Genomic DNA, 18,167 nt, shown 5'->3' on the forward strand with positions numbered 1-18,167 from the left:
AGTTTTTATTTGGGGCAGTGTATTTTCAGCAAATTATGGAAATATAAGACTTGAATTTTAAATAGATAATTTTATATATTTAATATGTAACTAACAAAATTAATGGTGGTTTTTATGTTAAAGAGCGTAAGGTTATATATTCCGTCTATAGCAGCTATAATTTTATCTAGTAATATTGCAATAGCTAATAAGAATTATGATTCCGGTAATGCAACGCCACTGCGTCAGGTAGCAGATTTAATAGATAATCAAATTACAAATATTGATAATTTATTTAAAAATAGATTGCTGCTTTATGAATCTAATAGCATAAAAAGCAATTTTATTACTAAAGATAAGAAGTATATTATTGTTATGGAAGTACCTGGCTTTGATAAAAGTCAAATTAAGGTTAAAGTGAACAGTAATAAGTTATTTATTACAGGGAATATAGAAGAAAAAAATAAAGCTGATGATTCAGATAATTATATGAATAAAAATTTTAATTATGTAATATCATTATATGAAGATGTAGATCAGGCAAATATCTCTTCAAGCCTTAAGAATGGGATACTTACTATTATTCTACCTCGTATTGAGATTAAAGAACAAGAAGCAAGAGAGATAGTAATTGATTAATCAAGCATTGCTAAATATTAGCATTTAATTTTTCTGAAATAAAACCTTTCTCTATATAGTTAGGTAATTTTATTAGCTCCTGCTTTAGTTTATTATCTACTCCTATGGTTTCAAATTTTCAATCGACTAAGAAAATTATAGGTTTAGTGTTATGAATAAAGAAGAAGTCAAAATTCGGTTTGTTATCAAAATATCGATTAACACGAGGGAAATGATAAGCATGAGTAATAATAGCAATTTCAGCGTTACTTAAGTCAATGTTACCGTTTTCATGCTCTTTATATAGAGTTTTAAATTGTTCGTCGGTATTGGTTTGGTATTCCGGCAGCGTAATTTTCTTTTGGATAATCGGTAATAATATTTTTATCAAGCGCTTCTTGTAGTAATTTATTATCATACGCTTGCCGTTAAACAAAATCATCAGTCCGTATTTTTTCAATTCTTCATATGTTAGGCTAGATATTTGCTTATCAAGTTTTTTAGCTGCTACTTCTGTTGCAATCTCTATGCCAAGCCTCATCATATTATATCCGTCCTCTTTATTTGCAGCCCCTATATTTTGAGTATCGGAATTGATAGGTACTTTGGTATAAGAATGTCTTGCGGATTTTTTCATTAGCAGGATCAAACTCTAGATTATTTAGATCGGTTATTACCTGCTCAAAATGTTTATCTTGAGTAAATTTTTGATAACTCTGAAATCTTTTCTAGTTTTTTATGTTGCGATAAAAATAATAAGGTTGAAATATGAAAAGGCCATACCAAAGCTTGACTATGATATCAAGAAAAATAACTTTTAATCATTTATCCGCTTTTTAGCTTTGCTAGATCTTGAGAGGTGGGCAGGCATTGTTCAAGCTTTTTAGGTAATGTTGTTATAAGCTTAAATTGTGATACTCCTATTGATTTTGGATGCCTTCTATAGCGTATTCTAGTAATACCTTGTTTTTCTTTGCACAAAATTAACCCAATTGTAGGATTATCCGAATTATCTTTAATTGTGCGATCCATTAAATTAAGATAAAAATTTAGTTTACGGCATATCCCGGCTTAAACTTGCCGATTTTTAATGCAATAACAACATAGCATTTGAGTTTTATGTGATAAAAAACTAAATCCAAATAATAATCTTCTCCCTCAAGTTCTATATGATACTGATTGCCAACAAATGCAAAACCTTGTCCTAACTCTAATAAAAAGTTTTTAATATTATCTATCAATTTATTTTCTAAATCTCGTTCTATTATTTTACCTTGAATATCTAAAAATTCTAAGTTATACAGGTCTTTTATAATCGACCTTGCAAAAGTTATTTATACCTTTCGCTGACCCTTCATGTAAATTACTTTTAATTTGCAAAGATAATACATTTCTGGACCAACCATTTTTGATGGTTTGTTGTGCATGCCAAATTCTTTGGTTTATATTTTTTAGTTTTAAAAAAATAATAATATTATGACCCCATGGAATTTCTCCAACTGCCTGTTGGAGAATTTGGTCATCATTATGTTCTGCAAAAAACTGATGCATATAAGAAAGGTTTTGATATGATAATCCTTTCATTTCAAGAAATTCTTTACGCAAATCATCAGAAATATTTTGAATAATTTTTGATTCCTATTTTTCTTTATTCTGACATTCTAAAATTAATTTTCCTGTATCCAATACAGAACTATTAATTCTTTATTTACTGCTAAATGGGCTCTAGTACGAGCTTTGCTAATTTCTTGTTTTAAATTTTTAATTAAATCAGTATATGATTCATTACTTAAAGTATTGCTTATTGATTTTCACTACTTCTTACCACGAGTATTCATAACAAGGTTTGCGGAAACAAATTCTTCAAGGTCACCGTCAAGCACTCCTTTAGTATCGGAAGTTTCATAATCGGTACGTAAATCTTTTACCATTTGATAAGGTTGCAAAACATATGATCTAATTTGATGTCCCCAGCTATTATCGGTTTTAGTGGCATTCTGCTCGTTAACGCTATCGGTACGTTTTTGCATTTCAAGCTCATAGAGTTTGGCTTGAAGCATTTTCATAGCTTGAGCTTTATTTTTATGCTGCGATCTATCGCTTTGGCATTGTGTTACCGTACCAGTCGGTATATGAGTAATACGTACAGCTGAATCGGTAGTATTAACGTGCTGCCCGCCGGCTCCCGATGCTCTAAAAGTATCGATTCTTAAATTTTTATCCTCAATAGTAATTGCTATATTATCATCAATTTCGGGATATACCCAGCTACTTGCAAAGCTAGTCATTCTTTTACCTGCTGCATTAAACGGAGAAATACGCACTAATCTGTGAACGCCAGCTTCGGTCTTAAACCAGCCGTAAGCACGCTTTCCTATTATCCTAATCGTGCATGATTTAATGCCTGCCTCTTCGCCGTTAATCATATTGATTATTTCGGTTTTAAAGCCGAGTCTTTCGGCAAAACGCAAATACATACGCATCATAATAGACGCCCAGTCATAGCTTTCAGTTCCCCCGGCTCCAGCATTAATCTCTAAAAAGCAATTATTACCGTCTGCTTCACCTGAAAACAAACATTCCGTTTCAAATTTGGCAGCAATAATGCTTAAATTTTTTAAGTCCTGTTCAATTTGTGAAAGTGTTTCTAAATCGTTTTCGGCTTCAGCCATTTCTTCAAGTTCTAAAGCATCTTTTAAATTGGATTTGAGTTTATTAAAAACATTTAGTTTTTCTTCTAGATTACTTTTTTCTCGCAGTAATTTTTGAGCATTAGCCTGATCATTCCATAAACTAGGATCGGCTGTTAACTCTTCTAACGCGTTCAGTCTTTCAGTTGATGCTTCAACGTCAAAGTGACCTCCAAAGTAGTGCTAAAGACTGCTCAATTTTTTTTACATAATTTTCTATTTCAGCTCGCATTATTTTTCCCTGTTATAAATTTCGATTTTGTTATATATTACCATGGTTTAGTGTTATCCCGCGACTTGATCGCAGGATCTCAGACAATAAACAAATGCAAATTATATCACAATAATTATGAATCATCAAAAATATATAAGGAACTTCTCAATAATCGCCCATATTGATCACGGTAAATCTACATTAGCCGATAGGTTAATTGAACATTGCGGCGGCTTGCAGGCTAGGGAAATGAGCCAGCAAGTGTTAGATTCGATGGATATTGAACAAGAGAGAGGTATAACTATTAAGGCACAAACCGTGCGGCTTGTATATAAAGCTAAAGACGGTAACACCTACTATTTGAATCTAATGGACACTCCTGGGCATGTCGATTTTGCTTATGAAGTTAGTAGGTCACTTGCTGCTTGTGAAGGCTCGTTATTGGTAGTTGATAGTACACAAGGAGTAGAAGCACAAACGCTTGCCAATGTTTACCAAGCAATCGAGAATGATCATGAGATTGTACTGGTGCTTAACAAACTTGACCTACCGGCATCAGAACCTGAACAGGTTAAGCAGCAAATAGAAGATATAATCGGAATCGATGCAAGTGAGGCTGTGCTAATCTCTGCTAAAAGCGGTATAGGAATTGATTTAGTTTTAGAGGCTATAGTCAATAAATTACCTCCGCCAAAAGAAAGTAGTTCTGATATTTTGAAAGCTTTGCTTGTTGATAGTTGGTATGACCCATATCTTGGCGTGGTTATTTTAGTACGTGTTATTGATGGCTACTTACGTAAGAATATGCGTATTAAAATGATAGCTACTAACTCGGTTTATACCGTTGAGAATGTTGGCTATTTTACTCCGAAAAAACATGTTTCAGATGTTCTGAATGCAGGCGAAATCGGCTTCTTTACTGCGGCTATAAAGCAAGTAGCGGATTGTAAAGTTGGGGATACTATCATTGATGAAAAAAAGCCTTGTGAGCAAGCTCTACCGGGTTTTAAACCAAACTTACCCGTAGTGTTTTGTGGTCTTTATCCAACGGATAGCTCGGAATTTGAGCATCTAAAGGATTCACTAGCTAAATTACGCCTTAATGATGCTAGTTTTGAGTATGAAGTGGAAAGCTCTTCGGCACTCGGAGTAGGTTTTAGATGCGGCTTTTTAGGGTTGTTACATTTAGAGATAATCCAAGAACGTTTAAGTAGGGAATTCGATTTAGATTTAATCACTACCGCTCCAAGCGTGGTGTATAAAATTCATATGCGGGACGGTGAGAACTTAGAGATACATAACCCGGCAGATTTGCCTGATTTACAAAAAATCGAATCAATGGAAGAGCCTTGGATTAAGGCAACTATAATGGTACCTGATGAGTTTTTAGGTGCGGTACTATCGCTTTGTACAGAAAAGAGAGGGGTGCAGCTTGATCATAGCTATATAGCAAATAGGGCTAAAATAATTTATAAATTACCGCTAAATGAGATAGTTTACGATTTCTACGATCGTTTAAAAAGCTGTTCTAAAGGTTATGCAAGTTTTGAATGGCAAATGGATGTTTATGAACCTGCCGAACTTGTTAAGCTGGGGATTTTGGTTAACGCAGAGGCGGTTGATGCACTATCCACAATCGTACACCGCTCACGTGCCGAGCAAAGGGGAAGGGCATTATGCGTAAGGTTAAAGGATTTAATACCGAGACAGCAGATTGATATAGCAATTCAAGCAAGTATAGGTAGTCGTATTATCGCTCGTGAGACTATTAAAGCCCTACGTAAAGATGTTTTATCTAAATGTTACGGTGGTGATATAAGTCGTAAACGTAAATTACTTGAGAAACAAAAAGCAGGTAAAAAGAGAATGAGACAGTACGGTAATATCGAAATTCCGCAATCTGCGTTTATTGCAGCTTTAAAAATAGGTAATGAATAAAACTTTTTTATTTTATATAAAGAAAACGCTAGACGTTATAATAAAGATTTGTTATAAGGAAGTATCTGAATCTTCTAGATGCTTCTAATGTTCCTCGGTAGCTTAGTGGTAGAGCAAACGGCTGTTAACCGTTCGGTCGCTGGTTCGAATCCGGCCCGAGGAGCCATGCCTTGATTTTTGACAAATTTACGCATGAATCAAACAGCGAATGCAGCATAAAATCAAGCTTTTTGCCTGTTAATTTAATTGTCGAAAACACAGTTTTTATTAGGCGTCTTTTTCCCTCAGCATTCGACAAAACAAAATATTAATGGCGTTAGCAATTGCATTTAGTACATTTGTCATTTTTCCGTAAAACAATCATCAGCTTTATTATTATGCTCTGCTATCTCTAACATTACTTTATCACGACGTGTTGTTAGTTTATATTTATCTTCTTCGTATTCTGCATTTGTAAATATACCTTCTAAAAGTTTACTTCTAAGCTTATCAAGGCTGTTTTTTATACTGATAAGTTCTTTATTTAATTCTGTTATTCTTGTGTTATAATAATCTTTTTCATATTTTGCCGATTCTTTAACACTTTTAATTATTTTGCTCAATAAATCAGGTTCAATATACATTGATGCAAAAACTTTTTCTATTTGTTCTATAATTCTTTAGTAACAATAGGCTTGTAAATATGAGGGTAGTATTTGTTGCCTTTTTTATAATGTATTACTCCATGATAAAAAGTATTATTTAATATTTTATGTCAGGCAATGAGGCGTGTTAGTTAACCCTTATGCATTTGGTACAAGCGACAGTATAAGATGCAGGATATCGATATTGCCATAAGACATCCTAAATCTTTTGCCGTTGCTAGGAAATAATCAACTAGCTTTTCTTGCTACTTCCATAGTGCGAATACGATACTAGGCTGAAGTGTGAAAATATTTATCTAATCTCAGTGCCATATCAGTCGTAAGAGTTCGTTTGTCATGCCACTATAGCGTGAATACGGCTAGGTGGTACATCAATATCACAAGCTAGCTGGTTTTGACTTTATTTCAAAGGCTTTATAAATTCTTCATATAAGATATTACCAGGGGTTATAAGGTCAAGTAATTGGGGCATAAATATTCTCCTAATGATCATTAACAGCTATGGTTAATGGGTATATGTATGATGATACATGAAATCATAATCAGAATAGCAGGACCCAGTTTACTCTTACTGAAGTTTTTATAAGACAGTTGCAGAAGTAGAGCAAATAACAGTAGATGAATGGTATCATTGGTTCGCTTATTTTAGACTGAAAAAATCTTACGCTCGCAAGTATCGCGGCTTACAAATACGTCAATCAGGCGATCCTTATTATTCTCACCCGGTTGAAGTAGCGATTATGCTCGCAGAGTTTGTCGCCCAAGAAGCTCCCAAGCTTTATAATGCTATTATGCTGCAAGTTGCTTTACTGCATGATACTATTGAAGATACAGAACGACTGAAGAAGTAATAACTACAATTTTTGGACCGGAAGTAGCAAAGCACGTAGAAGGTTTAACTAGAATAAAACCTTACGGAAAAATCAGTAGTGAGGAAAGTCTGAATTTGCTAGTTAGACAAAAAAAGACATTATACAGTATTAATAAAGTTCTTTGACAGAATGCATAATTTACAAACTTTAGGTGTTAAATCACCTGAAAAAATGAGGAAAGTTTAATTAGTTTTGTAAAAATTGCTATGTATGTAGAGGCACATGAAATAAAACAACAATTAATTAAACTGTGCTACAAATAAATTCTGATAAATAATTTCTGCAGGGCTATAATTAAAAGTATTTTTTAATATATTAGCACAATAAATATATGATACATAAAATGCTACAGGACCTGTACAATCTAATAAAAAAACGCTATAATAGTTTTAATATTACTTTTATCTTCTTAGGATCAATATTAGCTTGTTATAAAGTTTTTCTTAAATATCGTTTAGCATCCATAAACTCCGGTGTCTCTCTAAGTGAAGTTCTTCCGATGATTCCTGCTATAGTGATTCCAGCACCGATTAAACAAGCTATAAGCCAACTAAAACCAAATGAAGTAACTAAAGAAGCTAAGCATAATGCTCCAAAACCACCTAATATACAAAAACTATCTAAAGTTGCTACAGTTGGATATTGTACAGGTGGTTTAATAAATTCAGTTAAATATACATCTGCTCCTATTACTCTTCCCATCGAGGATATGCTTTGTGCTATATGGCATGCTATCATAACCCATGTAGCTACAATTCCTATTGTATCATAAGTTGAAGGTTTCCCACTATAGCCATAAGCAAAGTAAAGTAGTTATCATTATAGTTGATTTTCTTCCTATATTTATCACTAAGCCAACCAAAGATTAATGCTCCTATCAGTCTAAATACATATGTTGAACATAATGCAGCTGCTTCATAGATTAGAGCAGTCTGAGGATCAGCTTGAGGCAAAGCTCGTTGAGAAGCACTACCATATGTACATATAAATTAAAATATTCAAGAAAAGTTCCAATAGACAAAATACCTCATGCTTGTTTTTGTTCTCTATTTAAACTTGTTTGGGCTTTCTCATAGTCGAGCATAAATTCTTTATAAAAAATTAAATTGTAGAGAAATCTATACCGTTTTATATAAAAGTCAACAAGAAATTTCGCTTTATACGATAAATACAGAAATATAATGCAACTTATTATTAATTTATGTTATCCATTTTGTAAATATAATTGCACTAGTTTAAAGCGGTATGTCCATGTACCTGAGCATTCATCACAAGTCCAAAGCCGATTAGCATGGATGTGATCATTGTTCCGCCGTAAGAAATAAACGGTAGCGGTACGCCTACTACGGGAAGCAAGCCCATAACCATAGCTATATTAATAAATACGTGACTAAATAAGATTGAAGTAATACCTATTACCATTAATTTACTAAAAATCTCTCGGCAATTTGCGGCAATTAATAAAGAAATAGTTATAAGTATAAAATATAATATTAGTAAAAATATTCCTCCTATAAAGCCGAACTCTTCAGCGAAGGTAGCAAAGATAAAGTCAGTTTGATGTTCGGGCAGAAAATCCAAATGGCTTTGGCTACCTTGATTTAAACCGCGTCCAAATAGGCTACCTGAACCTATAGCGATTTTAGACTGAATAATATTATAACTAGCACCGAGCGGATCATGTTCGGGATCTAAAAAAACCATTACCCGTTTTTTTTGATAATCATACATCATATTCCAAGCAATAGGTAGGCTAATAAGCACAGCAAGACCTAGTATTATAAAATATTTTATTCTAAAACCTGCCGCAAAAAATATAATTGCCGAAACAATTAAAACAATCATTCCCGTACCTAAATCTGGTTCTCTAATTATTAGCAAAGCCGGTATTAAAACTCCTATAATCGGTATAATAACTTTATGAAATTTTGTAAGATCATCAATTGTTAGTGAATGGAAATATCTAGCAAGCATTAGTACAACGGCAATTTTTATCGGTTCGGAAGGTTGAAGCTTAACTATACCGATATCAATCCATCTTTTACCGCCCATGGCAGTTGAGCCGAAAAGCTCCACGGCTACTAGTAAAGCGAGTACGCACAAATAAAAGATATACGATAACCTAAATATTATGCGTAAATCAGTTAATGCAATAATAATAGCTAAAGGCAAGAATATACAAAAATTTATAATTTGTTTGTAAGCCCATGGTTGCAAATTGCTATTTGCTGCAGAATAAAGTACAATGAAACCAATACAGCAAATTAAGCTAATTAGTAAAATTAAAGTAATCGGTAATTTTTGTAATTGTTCTAGATAATTTTTATGCATTGTTTTTGTATTCAATAGTAGAGGTGTTGTATGTCATTCCTGCGAAAGCAGGAATGACATAACAGGATTCCAGCAACAAATCTGCTAACTAAACCCCAACATCAAACACCTTAAAAATAAATACTAATTCGTTAGCTATCTCTTTCAGATAATCAAAACGACCGGCAGAACCTTTATGTCCCGTATCCATATTTGTTTTTAATAATAAGGGATTATTGTCCATTTTTAGTTCTCGTAATTTTGCTACCCATTTAGCAGGTTCCCAGTAACCTACACGTGGGTCGGATATACCGCAAGTCACGAATAGAGCAGGGTAGTTTTGTGCTTTTACGTTATCATAAGGAGAATATGATTTAATATATTCAAAATATTCTTTCTCTTTCGGATTACCCCACTCATTATATTCCAAGAGAGTTAACGGTAAGCTTTCGTCAAGCATGGTACTCAACACATCAACAAACGGTACATGCGCGATTGCTGCTTTATAGATTTCCGGTTTTTCGTTGAGTACGTAACCGATTAACATACCGCCGGCACTACCGCCCATTATTACTATATTGTTGTTACTTGTATATTGCTCGTTAATTAAAGCTCTACTACAGGCTATGAAGTCTTCAAATGTTCTTTTTTTTGTTAAAAACTTAGCAGCTTCATACCAATCATGACCTAGATCATCGCCACCTCTAATATGGGCAACTGCGTAAATAAAACCGCGATCGGCAAGTGTCACTGCTGCATTTCTAAAATTGACGGGCATAGCGATGCCATAAGCACCGTAACCCATTAGATATAAAGGATTTGAACCGTCTTTTTTAAATAAAGATTTTTTATAAAACAAGGTTATAGGTACTTTTACATCTTCACTATCTGCAAATATTCTCTCTACTTTATACTCCTCCGGATTAAAGCCTGAAGGTATTTCGTGGCTCTTTAATATCGTTAATTTATCGCTATTAAAATCATAGCTATAAGTGGTATTGGGTCTTGCTAGAGAAGAGTAATCTATTCTGATATCGTCTTCCTCAAAGTTTGTAGAAAAACTACTTGCTTGGAAACTTTCGTCAGGAAAATGAATTGTGTTTTCTTGTAAATCTTTAAATCGCTTTATTTTAATTAGCGGTAAACCTTGGTCACGATAGTTTAAGATTAAATAATTATTTGTAACATTAAAGCTTTTTAAATATTTGTCTTGTTCTTCCTTAATATAAATGTCATCCCAATTAGTATTTTCAAAATTATTTACCGGCAGTTTTATAATATGGAAATTTTTAGCTTTATAATTAGTTTTAATATAAAAATAATCACCATTATATTCTATTTCATAGAATATTTTGTTTTCTGCAGCTCGTACTAATTTAGGTGTAAAACTATCATCCTGCATAGAAATTACGTAAATTTCATTTTCATTATGATCGCCTGAATTTATAAAAATATATTCATGATTTGCTGATTTCTCGCAGCTGATAAAATGAAGAGGGTTTTTTACCTCGAATATTAATTTATCCTGAGTGACCTCTTCACCTAGAAGGTGAAACATTACCTTATCCCAGCGTTGATTCTCATTAATAGTAATATAGAAAAAGCCGTTTAAGTGTTCATGCCAAATTATAGTAGGAGCTACAGCTAAATCTCGATCGCTTGATACAAGCGAATTTTGCGGTATTCGCCTATGCTCAAGCACATTTGTACATTCCACAGGCTCTTCCTGAAATGCATCTTGTCTGAAGCGATCGAGATTTAGCTGTACATTGCCTAATTCATCAGGTAAGTATTTTTGTTCTTTAAGGTTGTATATTTTGATATTGTATTGTTCATTACCTGTCAAATTAACACTGTAAGCCATTAAATTGTGATCAGGTGACATTGCAACTGTAGCAACATCAGTAAAACCGCTATTTGGTGCGAGAAGGTTGACATCTAATATTACTTCTTCCGCTGAATCCATATTATTATGCTTTCTGCAATATATCGGATAATTTTTATTCTCCTCTACTCTATGGTAATAGTAATAATTTTTGTTCTTAACATAAACCGATTCATCGTCTAATTTAACCCGTCCTTTTAATTCTTTAAAAATTTTTTCCTTATCATTTTGCAGATCGGCAAAGAAATTTTCGGTGTATTGATTTTCAGCTTTTAAATAATCTAAAATTTTAGAGTCTTCTACATTCGGCCACTTAGGATCACGCAGCCAGTGATAATCATCGTTTATTGTTGCTTCATGAACTTCAAAGCTGTAATTTTGTTTGTCTGTTATTGGTGGTTTCATGTTTTTTATTTTTTTGTGTTGTTATGCCTAAAGTCGTCATTGCGAGGAGCCGTAGGCGACGCGGCAATCTAGTAAAATAATAAAAAAATTCTGTAATCAGAATTGTTTACTGGATTGCTGCGTCGAAACTTACAGTTTCTTCTCACAATGACGATTTTGGTATCTATACAACAATGACATCGAATTATTGTAGTGTTAAAATCAAAATAATTAATAGGAATAATACAATCAATATAGCAGTTTGCTGATTATGCCAAGCAGATATTTTACTTAAAATATTATCCCAAATAACCTTAAAATTAAGATATTCTGCTGCATCTTCTTTATTGTCTGCCGTTTCTTTATATTTATCGATACTAAAATATATAAATTTTTCAATATATTGGTATAGGTCAAGGTTTATGTTTTCTGTTGAAATGCGTGGTATTCTTCTAAATATTACAGCCAATAACAGTGAGATTGCAAGGATAACTAGCTTAAAGTTAGCAGTATGTGATATTTGAATAGGGTAGAATAAACATATGCATAAAGTTATGATGCAGAAAGAGAGGTAGGTTATAGTTCTTATGTCATTCCTACGAAAGCAGGAATCCAGAAATATTATAAGGCTTTTATTTTTACTGGATTCCCGCTTTCGTAGGAATGACGTAAAACTCTCCATCAACAACCCAAATAATACGGTACAAGTCGCTATCTTGGAAAATAGCATTACACTATTCTCGTTTAAAATATTAGCTATTTCATCTTTAATATAAGAAGAACTAATAGGCAATATAGATGTATAGATCAATATACTAATAACAAATCCACTTAATAAAATAAAATTAATTTGAGTATTTTGAAGATCTTGATAATTTTTAATATCATACTCATCTTCTATATAAGCGAAATATAAAGCAAATAACCCGTTATATAATATATGTATGAATATAAAGCTTGTAATAAGATAAGCTATATTTGGAGAGTTTACGCTAATAGCCGTTAATATAAAACCAAGCTGTGATACGGTAAGATAACATATTAATCGTTTAAGTTTTTTTTCAATTAGAGAAAATACTAATCCGTAAATGATCATTGATATCCCAAAAAACTTTAATATCTCAAGACCGCTAAATAATTTTAACATGATAATTAAAATAACTTTAGTAGTAAAACTAATTAAATATACAATACCGCTACTTGAAGCTATAGGATAGCAATGAACCACCCAGCCGTTTACAAAAATAGCCGAGGCATTAATTAAACAACCTGCAAGTATGAATATTGCTGGTAACTCAAAATTATTTACTGATTCCGTTAAAGAAGTAAAAGTCGTATTACTTGTTGTTTGGATTAGAAGAGTTATACCAATTAAGATTAGCCCGCTGCTGAATAAATGAGTGAGGAAATATTGACGTGCCGGTTTTATCTTTAATTGGTCACAAAAAATAATTATGCAGGCAAAAATCGTCATGAATTCAAGCGAGATTATCATGGCAATAAAATCAGCTGCAAATACGCATATAATAGAGGATAAACAGTATAAACTACCTATTAAGCATTCTAATTTTCTATTTTGGGAAATTGTATAAAGATTTAAGATAGCAGTAACAATTAGAAATGCTAGAGCTATTAGCTGATTTTGTGGGTGAAAATCAAACATAAGCTCAAAATTAGTAAGCGGAAATGTATACTTGGTATTTTGAATAAACATTTTAATCGTTAAAAGAAACTGTTAAAACCTCTAGTCCCAGGATTCTTTTAAAGTCTTTTACATTTAGAGTTAATATCGGGAAACCTTTTGTAATAGCCATTGCTGCAATAAGCATATCATGAGTTCCTATAGTTATACGTTGTGTGTATAAAGCATAAGTAATACGTGCATATGTATATACTTCTTCAATACCGAAAGGTAATATAATAAACAGACTTTTTACGTATTCTATAAAAGCTAAACATTTTATACGTTTATTCTCATTCTTGATTCTATCTACTCCTATTAATAGTTCAGTTAACACAATAGGGCTAATATAAGCCTGACCGTAATGTGACCATTGCTTAGTACTTACCTTCCATCTTTCTAAAGCTATGATTATAGCAGTATCAATAATTAATCCCATCTTTCTAACCAATTTTTAAATATCTTTTTTAGTATTGTGTCTTATTTCTTCAGATTTTTCATGAATTGATCAGCATCTTCAGGATCAAGATGTGGACCATTTTTAAAAGCTTCCTCTAAGTCTCTTACTGCTACAGAAGGCTTGATTTCTGCAGGCGTAATCCTTGCTACGATATGATTACCTTTTTGAACGTCAAAGCTTTCGCCTTTATAGTAAACTCTATTCATAATATTTGAAAAAGATCGTACAAATTCTGTTGCTCTAATAATTTGTGCCATATTTATACATTTGATACTTCAAGATTTGGTACGTCAAATTTTAGGATTTGCCTGTGCTCACGTACTATTATGCTGTGCAGGCGCACTGCTTATTTGACTTCCAACTTTTGAAGTATCTGCGGTATACATGTTATATGATTATGTGTAGATTATGTAAATATGTTTATGTAATGTAAGCTAAAAATTCTCTGATTAAGATTTGAATAAAATAGAAAAGAGTTACGGCACAGCAGCACATTATTATACTAATTTGCATAGAGTAGGGGAGTGGTTGTGTTACGCTAGATTCTACTAAAGAAGGTTTATAAATAGAGCTTAATATTTTGAGCAGGTAAAGGCTTGAGAATATACTACTAGCTATTATGACAATCATAACAATGATTTGATTCTGTTCGCTTGCAGCAAGTAATATTGAGAATTTGCTAATAAATCCGCTAAAGATAGGTATACCAATTAATGATAGTGAAGAGATAGATATAATAAAAGAAATTAAAGGAAATTCTTTGGATATACCATGTAAATTCTGTACTTGATCAGCTTTCTTTAAACTGTAAATACTTCCCATACTATAAAATAAGCAAATTTTTGTAAAAGAATGTGAAACTAAATGGAGTATTGCGGCTCCAAGTGCCTTAGGTGTTAACATGAAAGCACTAAGCAATGCAAGGCTTAATTGGTTCATAGTGGAGTAGGCGAGTATTTTTTTGATATTATCTGTGTCTAGGGCTTTGATTGAGCTATAAAATATGCTTACTATCGGTATAAAAATTAACCAGTTAAACTCGGCAAATATCATTTGTAAATACGATAAACCGAATATATATAATAGGATTTTGTAAATACAAAATAATCCGGTTTTAACCACTATTACGGCATGCAGCAAACTACTAACGGGGTAATGTGCAACCATTGCAGCAGGAAGCCATGAATGCACCGGAAAAATTGCAGTTTTAGCAATACCGCAAATAAACATTAACAATAAAATAATTGACTGGTTTTTGGAAAAATAATTTTCTACTAAACTCCCACTTGCAAAATCTCCGTTACCGGCTTTAGTATAAATAATTATCACTGCTGGTAAAAATAATATTGTGGCAGAAATCATCAGAATTTTTAGATATTTATATAACCCGCTAAGTACTATATTATTTTTAGTATGTCCTATTAAAAAAGCTGTAGAAATAGTTAAAAGCTCATAGCAAATAAACATCGTGAATAAGTTGCTAGATAAAGCAATTAAAACACCGATTAGAATAGTTAAGTTAAAGAAAAATAAGAATCTAGAAGAATAGTCTATATTATTAATAGCAAGATATTTAGGAGTGTAAAGTAAAGCACAAATCCATAAAAAGCCTATTAAGCTTAAGAAAATAAGCCCTAAAGGTTCAAGATGGAATCCTATAGAGTAATTACCGAATATATTAAATTCAAATCCTGCTCTAATACCTTTTAAAAACAACCAGTCTATAATTAAAATATTACCGAAGAAAAAAATAGCGATAGTAATAAGTAAAAAATTACGTATAAAGCTATCTTTTTGAGTAGCATACGGGCTAGTTAAGTTTAATGCACTAACTAACAAAGTTGATAGAATCAAAAGACTCGGAGTAGTAAATTGTGTAATCATGATAAGCTGTTATACTTTTTTTGATAGTATGGTTAGAGCATTACTGTATGGCTTTCTATGTCATGCCTAGCTAAAAGTGAGAATCCAGAAAAAGCGAGATAAATCGTGCTTTTAGTTTTAAAAACTTACTGTGTTTATATTTTTTAATTACTGGATTCCCGCTTTCGCGGGAATAACAATAGTACCATTTTATAATGGTAAAATAACGATCCTACAGAGCTAAGTAAAATTATAATAAAATCTAATAGTAGATTTTGTGTTAATAATAATTCAAGAATATTTACTTTGATAAAAAATAATGGACTGATAGGTAAGCCACAGCTGCAAATAATAGCAATTATTATTAAAACTTTGTTAGGCTCTCTTTTATAGCTTTCATTATAAGCATCTATCAAGAAAAGAACTATTTTATTTATACTATCCGCAAGTAATAAACTTGGTAAAACTATTATACCGTTTTCGGTTACGTATAATAAAAATACGTAACCTATTTGAGTAAAACATGAATAAATTATAATATTCTTGAAATCTTTTGCTTGGTAAGCAAAATACGGGGCTATAATAAGAGTAGCTAAAACGATAGGTTTTATAAAATTTGTAATAACCGTTTTAATTGTCTCATAGCCTATAATAATATAAGTAAATTTATATATTATATATATTCCTATTATAGTGGAAGTCCCTGCTAAATATACTAAAATAACTGAAGCCGTGTTATTATAAGCTCTCATCATCCAAAAATGCATAGGGAAAAAAGCTGTTTTTAAAATAGCACCTATTAAGAAAAAACCGATAGCTACAGTGGTTATACGGGAATTAGTATGTTCTTGTAAAGACGCTGCAATTTCTGCCATATTCAAACTACCCGTAATGTTTAGCAAAAATCCTATAGATATCAGAATAAGAGTTGCACCGATATTACCTATGATCAAATAATCAAAAGCTCCGATTAAAGATTTTGGATTATTACCTGAGGCTATCAGGACATAGCTACTAAGTGCTGAAATCTCTATAAATATATATAGATTAAAAAAATCGTGAGTAGCAATCATCCCTAAATAGCCCGTATGAGCGAATAATAATATACCGTAAAATAAAGATTTTCTATTATTGTTTATATATTTTAAGATAGTTTGATTAGTAATCTTATGACAAAAAACTACAAAGAATAATAAAACCAAGTTAAGATAAATAATAATAGCTTGGTTTAGTGCATTTAGCCGATATTCTATTCCTATTGTTGAAGCCCATCCTCCCATGGTGTAAGATAGCTCCGTATTTTGTATAATACTATATCCATAAACACTGACCAAAAGGCTAGGTAAAATGCAAATCGTAGTAATTATTCGTGCAAAGGTAATAAAGCGAAAAGATATTATTGAGAGTAAAGCCCCAAATAAAGGGAATAATATTTGTATGATAGGGACGTGGTTAGCTAGAATCATTTATCAAAATTAATTTCATTTTCTGATATTGTACCAAAATGTTTATAAATTTGATATATTAAACTTAAAGCTACGCTAAGAGTAGCAAACCCAACTACTATAGCAGTTAGCATTAATACATGAGGCAAAGGGTTAGTGTAAGTAGTGATGCCCTCTTGTAAAATAGGTACACCGCCTGTTTTAATTTTTCCGATACTTAAATAAAATACTAACACCGAACTTTGAAAGATTCCAAGCCCGATAATTTTATGAATATAATTACGACTTGTAAGCATTATAAATAAGCCGCTAGTTAGTAAGATCAAGGCAAAGAAATATATTAAATGATGCATAATTATACCGTTATTGTAAGAAAAACATTGTTACGTGAATCAGTTTCAACGTCATTGCCACAATGACGTTGGTAGACATTAATACGCTTTGAAAGACTGATTAAATACGCATGTGACTTTTTTGCCCTTACGTATAGCAAGCTTAGGAAAAACCTGTTCAAGGATCACCATATTAGGATTATCTTGAGCAAGGCGATAATTTACTAAAGATTCTCGAAGTGAATCATCTACAGCAAAAATACCAGGAATTTCAGCATTTTTATCTCTAAATTGCATATAAGTAAACTCACCGTCATCAAAAATTTTAATAGGAGCTATTTCTTCGCTGCCGCTAATATAGTAATTAAAGTTATATTTTTCAGGATGAGTCAGGTCGGGACTTGCTAGGGCAGCAGAAAAAGTTTTTATATGACCGCTCATATTGTCATTTTCGTCATCCGGATAAAGAAACTTTACGTTAAAGACCATTTCAGGATCACGCATATCAAGAGTTTCAGCAGCATATAGTTCAAAGAAGTAAGTCCGTTTATTAGTAATTAAAGTCATATTAGTAGTAGCATCCGGTTCCATCGGTTTAATAAAAATCCTATGACCGGCAGGTACTATTTGCCATGAAGTAGTATCTCCCATAGAAATACTTACTATTTCCTCGTCTCTTGCTAGTTCTATACTTGCTTGGTAGCCGTAATATCCTGTGAATTTGAAAACATCATCAGGATTATAAGTCATAACTCTTAGACGTGGGTCTCGACCTAGAGGTCGTGATATAGTAAGAGCAAATACATCTAATGTAAGTATTATAACAGTACAAAATATTATTAGTTGCTTCAT

General features: G+C 32.3%; 17 protein-coding genes, 1 tRNA gene and 3 pseudogenes. 4 read left to right on the forward strand and 17 right to left on the reverse strand.

The features are described from left to right. Nucleotides 1-114: 114 nt before the first annotated feature. Entirely contained in the window at nt 115-618 is a 504-nt protein-coding gene (locus tag QUD19_RS04070) for an Hsp20/alpha crystallin family protein (protein ID WP_498807471.1), read from the forward strand. 118 nt (nt 619-736) lie between these two features. Here QUD19_RS04070 and QUD19_RS04075 read toward each other — a convergent pair whose 3' ends face one another. The 5 genes from QUD19_RS04075 to prfB form a co-directional block, all read right to left on the reverse strand. Beyond that, nucleotides 737-1,234: a hypothetical protein gene (locus tag QUD19_RS04075; RefSeq protein WP_498808712.1), complete on the reverse strand. Its 498-nt coding sequence runs from the start codon at nt 1,232-1,234 to the stop codon at nt 737-739. 188 nt (nt 1,235-1,422) lie between these two features. After that, nucleotides 1,423-1,629, reverse strand: a complete 207-nt coding sequence (locus QUD19_RS04080; protein ID WP_498807473.1) for a PDDEXK nuclease domain-containing protein — start codon at nt 1,627-1,629, stop codon at nt 1,423-1,425. Between the two features lie 17 nt (nt 1,630-1,646). After that, entirely contained in the window at nt 1,647-1,931 is a 285-nt protein-coding gene (locus QUD19_RS04085; RefSeq protein WP_498808674.1) for a PDDEXK nuclease domain-containing protein, read from the reverse strand. Continuing rightward, complete coding sequence (locus QUD19_RS04090; RefSeq protein WP_498807475.1) at nt 1,894-2,181, reverse strand: DUF1016 N-terminal domain-containing protein; 288 nt, start codon at nt 2,179-2,181, stop codon at nt 1,894-1,896. The genes QUD19_RS04085 and QUD19_RS04090 overlap by 38 nt, the downstream gene beginning before the upstream one ends. A 230-nt stretch (nt 2,182-2,411) precedes the next feature. Continuing rightward, nucleotides 2,412-3,519, reverse strand: a protein-coding gene (gene prfB, locus QUD19_RS04095) for a peptide chain release factor 2 (protein ID WP_498807476.1) whose coding sequence is annotated in 2 segments (ribosomal slippage) — nt 2,412-3,449 and nt 3,451-3,519 — 1,107 coding nt in all. Because the reading frame shifts where the segments join, the coding sequence is not laid out codon by codon here. A gap of 117 nt (nt 3,520-3,636) precedes the next feature. On the opposite strand from prfB, the gene lepA reads away from it, so the two are divergent. Next, complete coding sequence (gene lepA / locus QUD19_RS04100) at nt 3,637-5,439, forward strand: translation elongation factor 4 (protein WP_498807478.1); 1,803 nt, start codon at nt 3,637-3,639, stop codon at nt 5,437-5,439. A 91-nt stretch (nt 5,440-5,530) separates the two neighbouring features. After that, nucleotides 5,531-5,605 (forward strand) — tRNA-Asn (locus QUD19_RS04105). A gap of 175 nt (nt 5,606-5,780) precedes the next feature. Here QUD19_RS04105 and QUD19_RS04110 read toward each other — a convergent pair. Next, entirely contained in the window at nt 5,781-6,062 is a 282-nt protein-coding gene (locus QUD19_RS04110; protein ID WP_498807479.1) for a hypothetical protein, read from the reverse strand. 683 nt (nt 6,063-6,745) lie between these two features. Between QUD19_RS04110 and QUD19_RS04115 the strand changes: the two are divergent. Then, nucleotides 6,746-7,141: pseudogene (locus QUD19_RS04115) on the forward strand (HD domain-containing protein); the annotation flags it as partial. Nucleotides 7,142-7,384: 243 nt separating this feature from the next. Here QUD19_RS04115 and QUD19_RS04120 read toward each other — a convergent pair. From QUD19_RS04120 to virB9, 11 genes and pseudogenes are all read right to left on the reverse strand, one after another. Beyond that, nucleotides 7,385-7,657 (reverse strand): MFS transporter, encoded by a 273-nt coding sequence (locus QUD19_RS04120; RefSeq protein WP_498807481.1) that lies wholly within the window; start codon nt 7,655-7,657, stop codon nt 7,385-7,387. Nucleotides 7,658-8,185: 528 nt separating this feature from the next. Beyond that, nucleotides 8,186-9,286: a rod shape-determining protein RodA gene (gene rodA, locus QUD19_RS04125; RefSeq protein WP_498807483.1), complete on the reverse strand. Its 1,101-nt coding sequence runs from the start codon at nt 9,284-9,286 to the stop codon at nt 8,186-8,188. Nucleotides 9,287-9,374: 88 nt separating this feature from the next. Further along, entirely contained in the window at nt 9,375-11,555 is a 2,181-nt protein-coding gene (locus QUD19_RS04130; protein ID WP_498807485.1) for a prolyl oligopeptidase family serine peptidase, read from the reverse strand. A gap of 184 nt (nt 11,556-11,739) precedes the next feature. Beyond that, on the reverse strand, nt 11,740-13,248 hold the full coding sequence (locus QUD19_RS04135; protein ID WP_498807487.1) for a proton-conducting transporter transmembrane domain-containing protein: 1,509 nt from the start codon (nt 13,246-13,248) through the stop codon (nt 11,740-11,742). A gap of 1 nt (nt 13,249) precedes the next feature. After that, a complete protein-coding gene (gene vapC, locus QUD19_RS04140) occupies nt 13,250-13,654 on the reverse strand; it encodes a ribonuclease VapC (RefSeq protein WP_498807489.1) in 405 nt (134 codons plus the stop codon). Beyond that, a pseudogene (gene vapB / locus QUD19_RS04145) lies at nt 13,645-13,932 on the reverse strand (type II toxin-antitoxin system antitoxin VapB). Before vapB ends, vapC begins: the two are co-directional and overlap by 10 nt. A gap of 5 nt (nt 13,933-13,937) precedes the next feature. Further along, nucleotides 13,938-14,064 (reverse strand): annotated as a pseudogene (locus QUD19_RS04150) (palindromic element RPE5 domain-containing protein); the annotation flags it as partial. A gap of 31 nt (nt 14,065-14,095) precedes the next feature. Continuing rightward, the gene (locus tag QUD19_RS04155) at nt 14,096-15,559 is read right to left on the reverse strand and encodes a proton-conducting transporter transmembrane domain-containing protein (protein ID WP_498807491.1); all 1,464 of its coding nucleotides are present in this window, start codon (nt 15,557-15,559) and stop codon (nt 14,096-14,098) included. Between the two features lie 143 nt (nt 15,560-15,702). After that, nucleotides 15,703-17,004: a proton-conducting transporter transmembrane domain-containing protein gene (locus tag QUD19_RS04160; protein WP_498807493.1), complete on the reverse strand. Its 1,302-nt coding sequence runs from the start codon at nt 17,002-17,004 to the stop codon at nt 15,703-15,705. After that, nucleotides 17,001-17,336, reverse strand: a complete 336-nt coding sequence (locus QUD19_RS04165; protein WP_498807494.1) for a Na+/H+ antiporter subunit C — start codon at nt 17,334-17,336, stop codon at nt 17,001-17,003. Before QUD19_RS04165 ends, QUD19_RS04160 begins: the two co-directional genes overlap by 4 nt. Nucleotides 17,337-17,414: 78 nt before the next feature. Beyond that, complete coding sequence (virB9, locus tag QUD19_RS04170; RefSeq protein WP_498807496.1) at nt 17,415-18,167, reverse strand: P-type conjugative transfer protein VirB9; 753 nt, start codon at nt 18,165-18,167, stop codon at nt 17,415-17,417.

It is taken from the genome of Candidatus Rickettsia kotlanii, from assembly GCA_030295365.1.
Taxonomy (GTDB): Bacteria; Pseudomonadota; Alphaproteobacteria; order Rickettsiales; family Rickettsiaceae; genus Rickettsia; species Rickettsia kotlanii.

Coding starts and splice junctions, on each gene's coding strand:
- QUD19_RS04110 (WP_498807479.1), bottom strand. CDS start 6,062: ATGTATATTGAACCTGATTTATTGAGCAAAATAATTAAAAGTGTTAAA.
- rodA (WP_498807483.1), bottom strand. CDS start 9,286: ATGCATAAAAATTATCTAGAACAATTACAAAAATTACCGATTACTTTA.
- QUD19_RS04160 (WP_498807493.1), bottom strand. CDS start 17,004: ATGATTCTAGCTAACCACGTCCCTATCATACAAATATTATTCCCTTTA.
- QUD19_RS04135 (WP_498807487.1), bottom strand. CDS start 13,248: ATGTTTATTCAAAATACCAAGTATACATTTCCGCTTACTAATTTTGAG.
- QUD19_RS04080 (WP_498807473.1), bottom strand. CDS start 1,629: ATGGATCGCACAATTAAAGATAATTCGGATAATCCTACAATTGGGTTA.
- QUD19_RS04070 (WP_498807471.1), top strand. CDS start 115: ATGTTAAAGAGCGTAAGGTTATATATTCCGTCTATAGCAGCTATAATT.
- virB9 (WP_498807496.1), bottom strand. CDS start 18,167: ATGAAGCAACTAATAATATTTTGTACTGTTATAATACTTACATTAGAT.
- QUD19_RS04075 (WP_498808712.1), bottom strand. CDS start 1,234: ATGAAAAAATCCGCAAGACATTCTTATACCAAAGTACCTATCAATTCC.
- vapC (WP_498807489.1), bottom strand. CDS start 13,654: ATGGGATTAATTATTGATACTGCTATAATCATAGCTTTAGAAAGATGG.
- QUD19_RS04155 (WP_498807491.1), bottom strand. CDS start 15,559: ATGATTACACAATTTACTACTCCGAGTCTTTTGATTCTATCAACTTTG.
- QUD19_RS04090 (WP_498807475.1), bottom strand. CDS start 2,181: ATGAAAGGATTATCATATCAAAACCTTTCTTATATGCATCAGTTTTTT.
- QUD19_RS04130 (WP_498807485.1), bottom strand. CDS start 11,555: ATGAAACCACCAATAACAGACAAACAAAATTACAGCTTTGAAGTTCAT.
- QUD19_RS04165 (WP_498807494.1), bottom strand. CDS start 17,336: ATGCATCATTTAATATATTTCTTTGCCTTGATCTTACTAACTAGCGGC.
- lepA (WP_498807478.1), top strand. CDS start 3,637: ATGAATCATCAAAAATATATAAGGAACTTCTCAATAATCGCCCATATT.
- QUD19_RS04120 (WP_498807481.1), bottom strand. CDS start 7,657: ATGGGAAGAGTAATAGGAGCAGATGTATATTTAACTGAATTTATTAAA.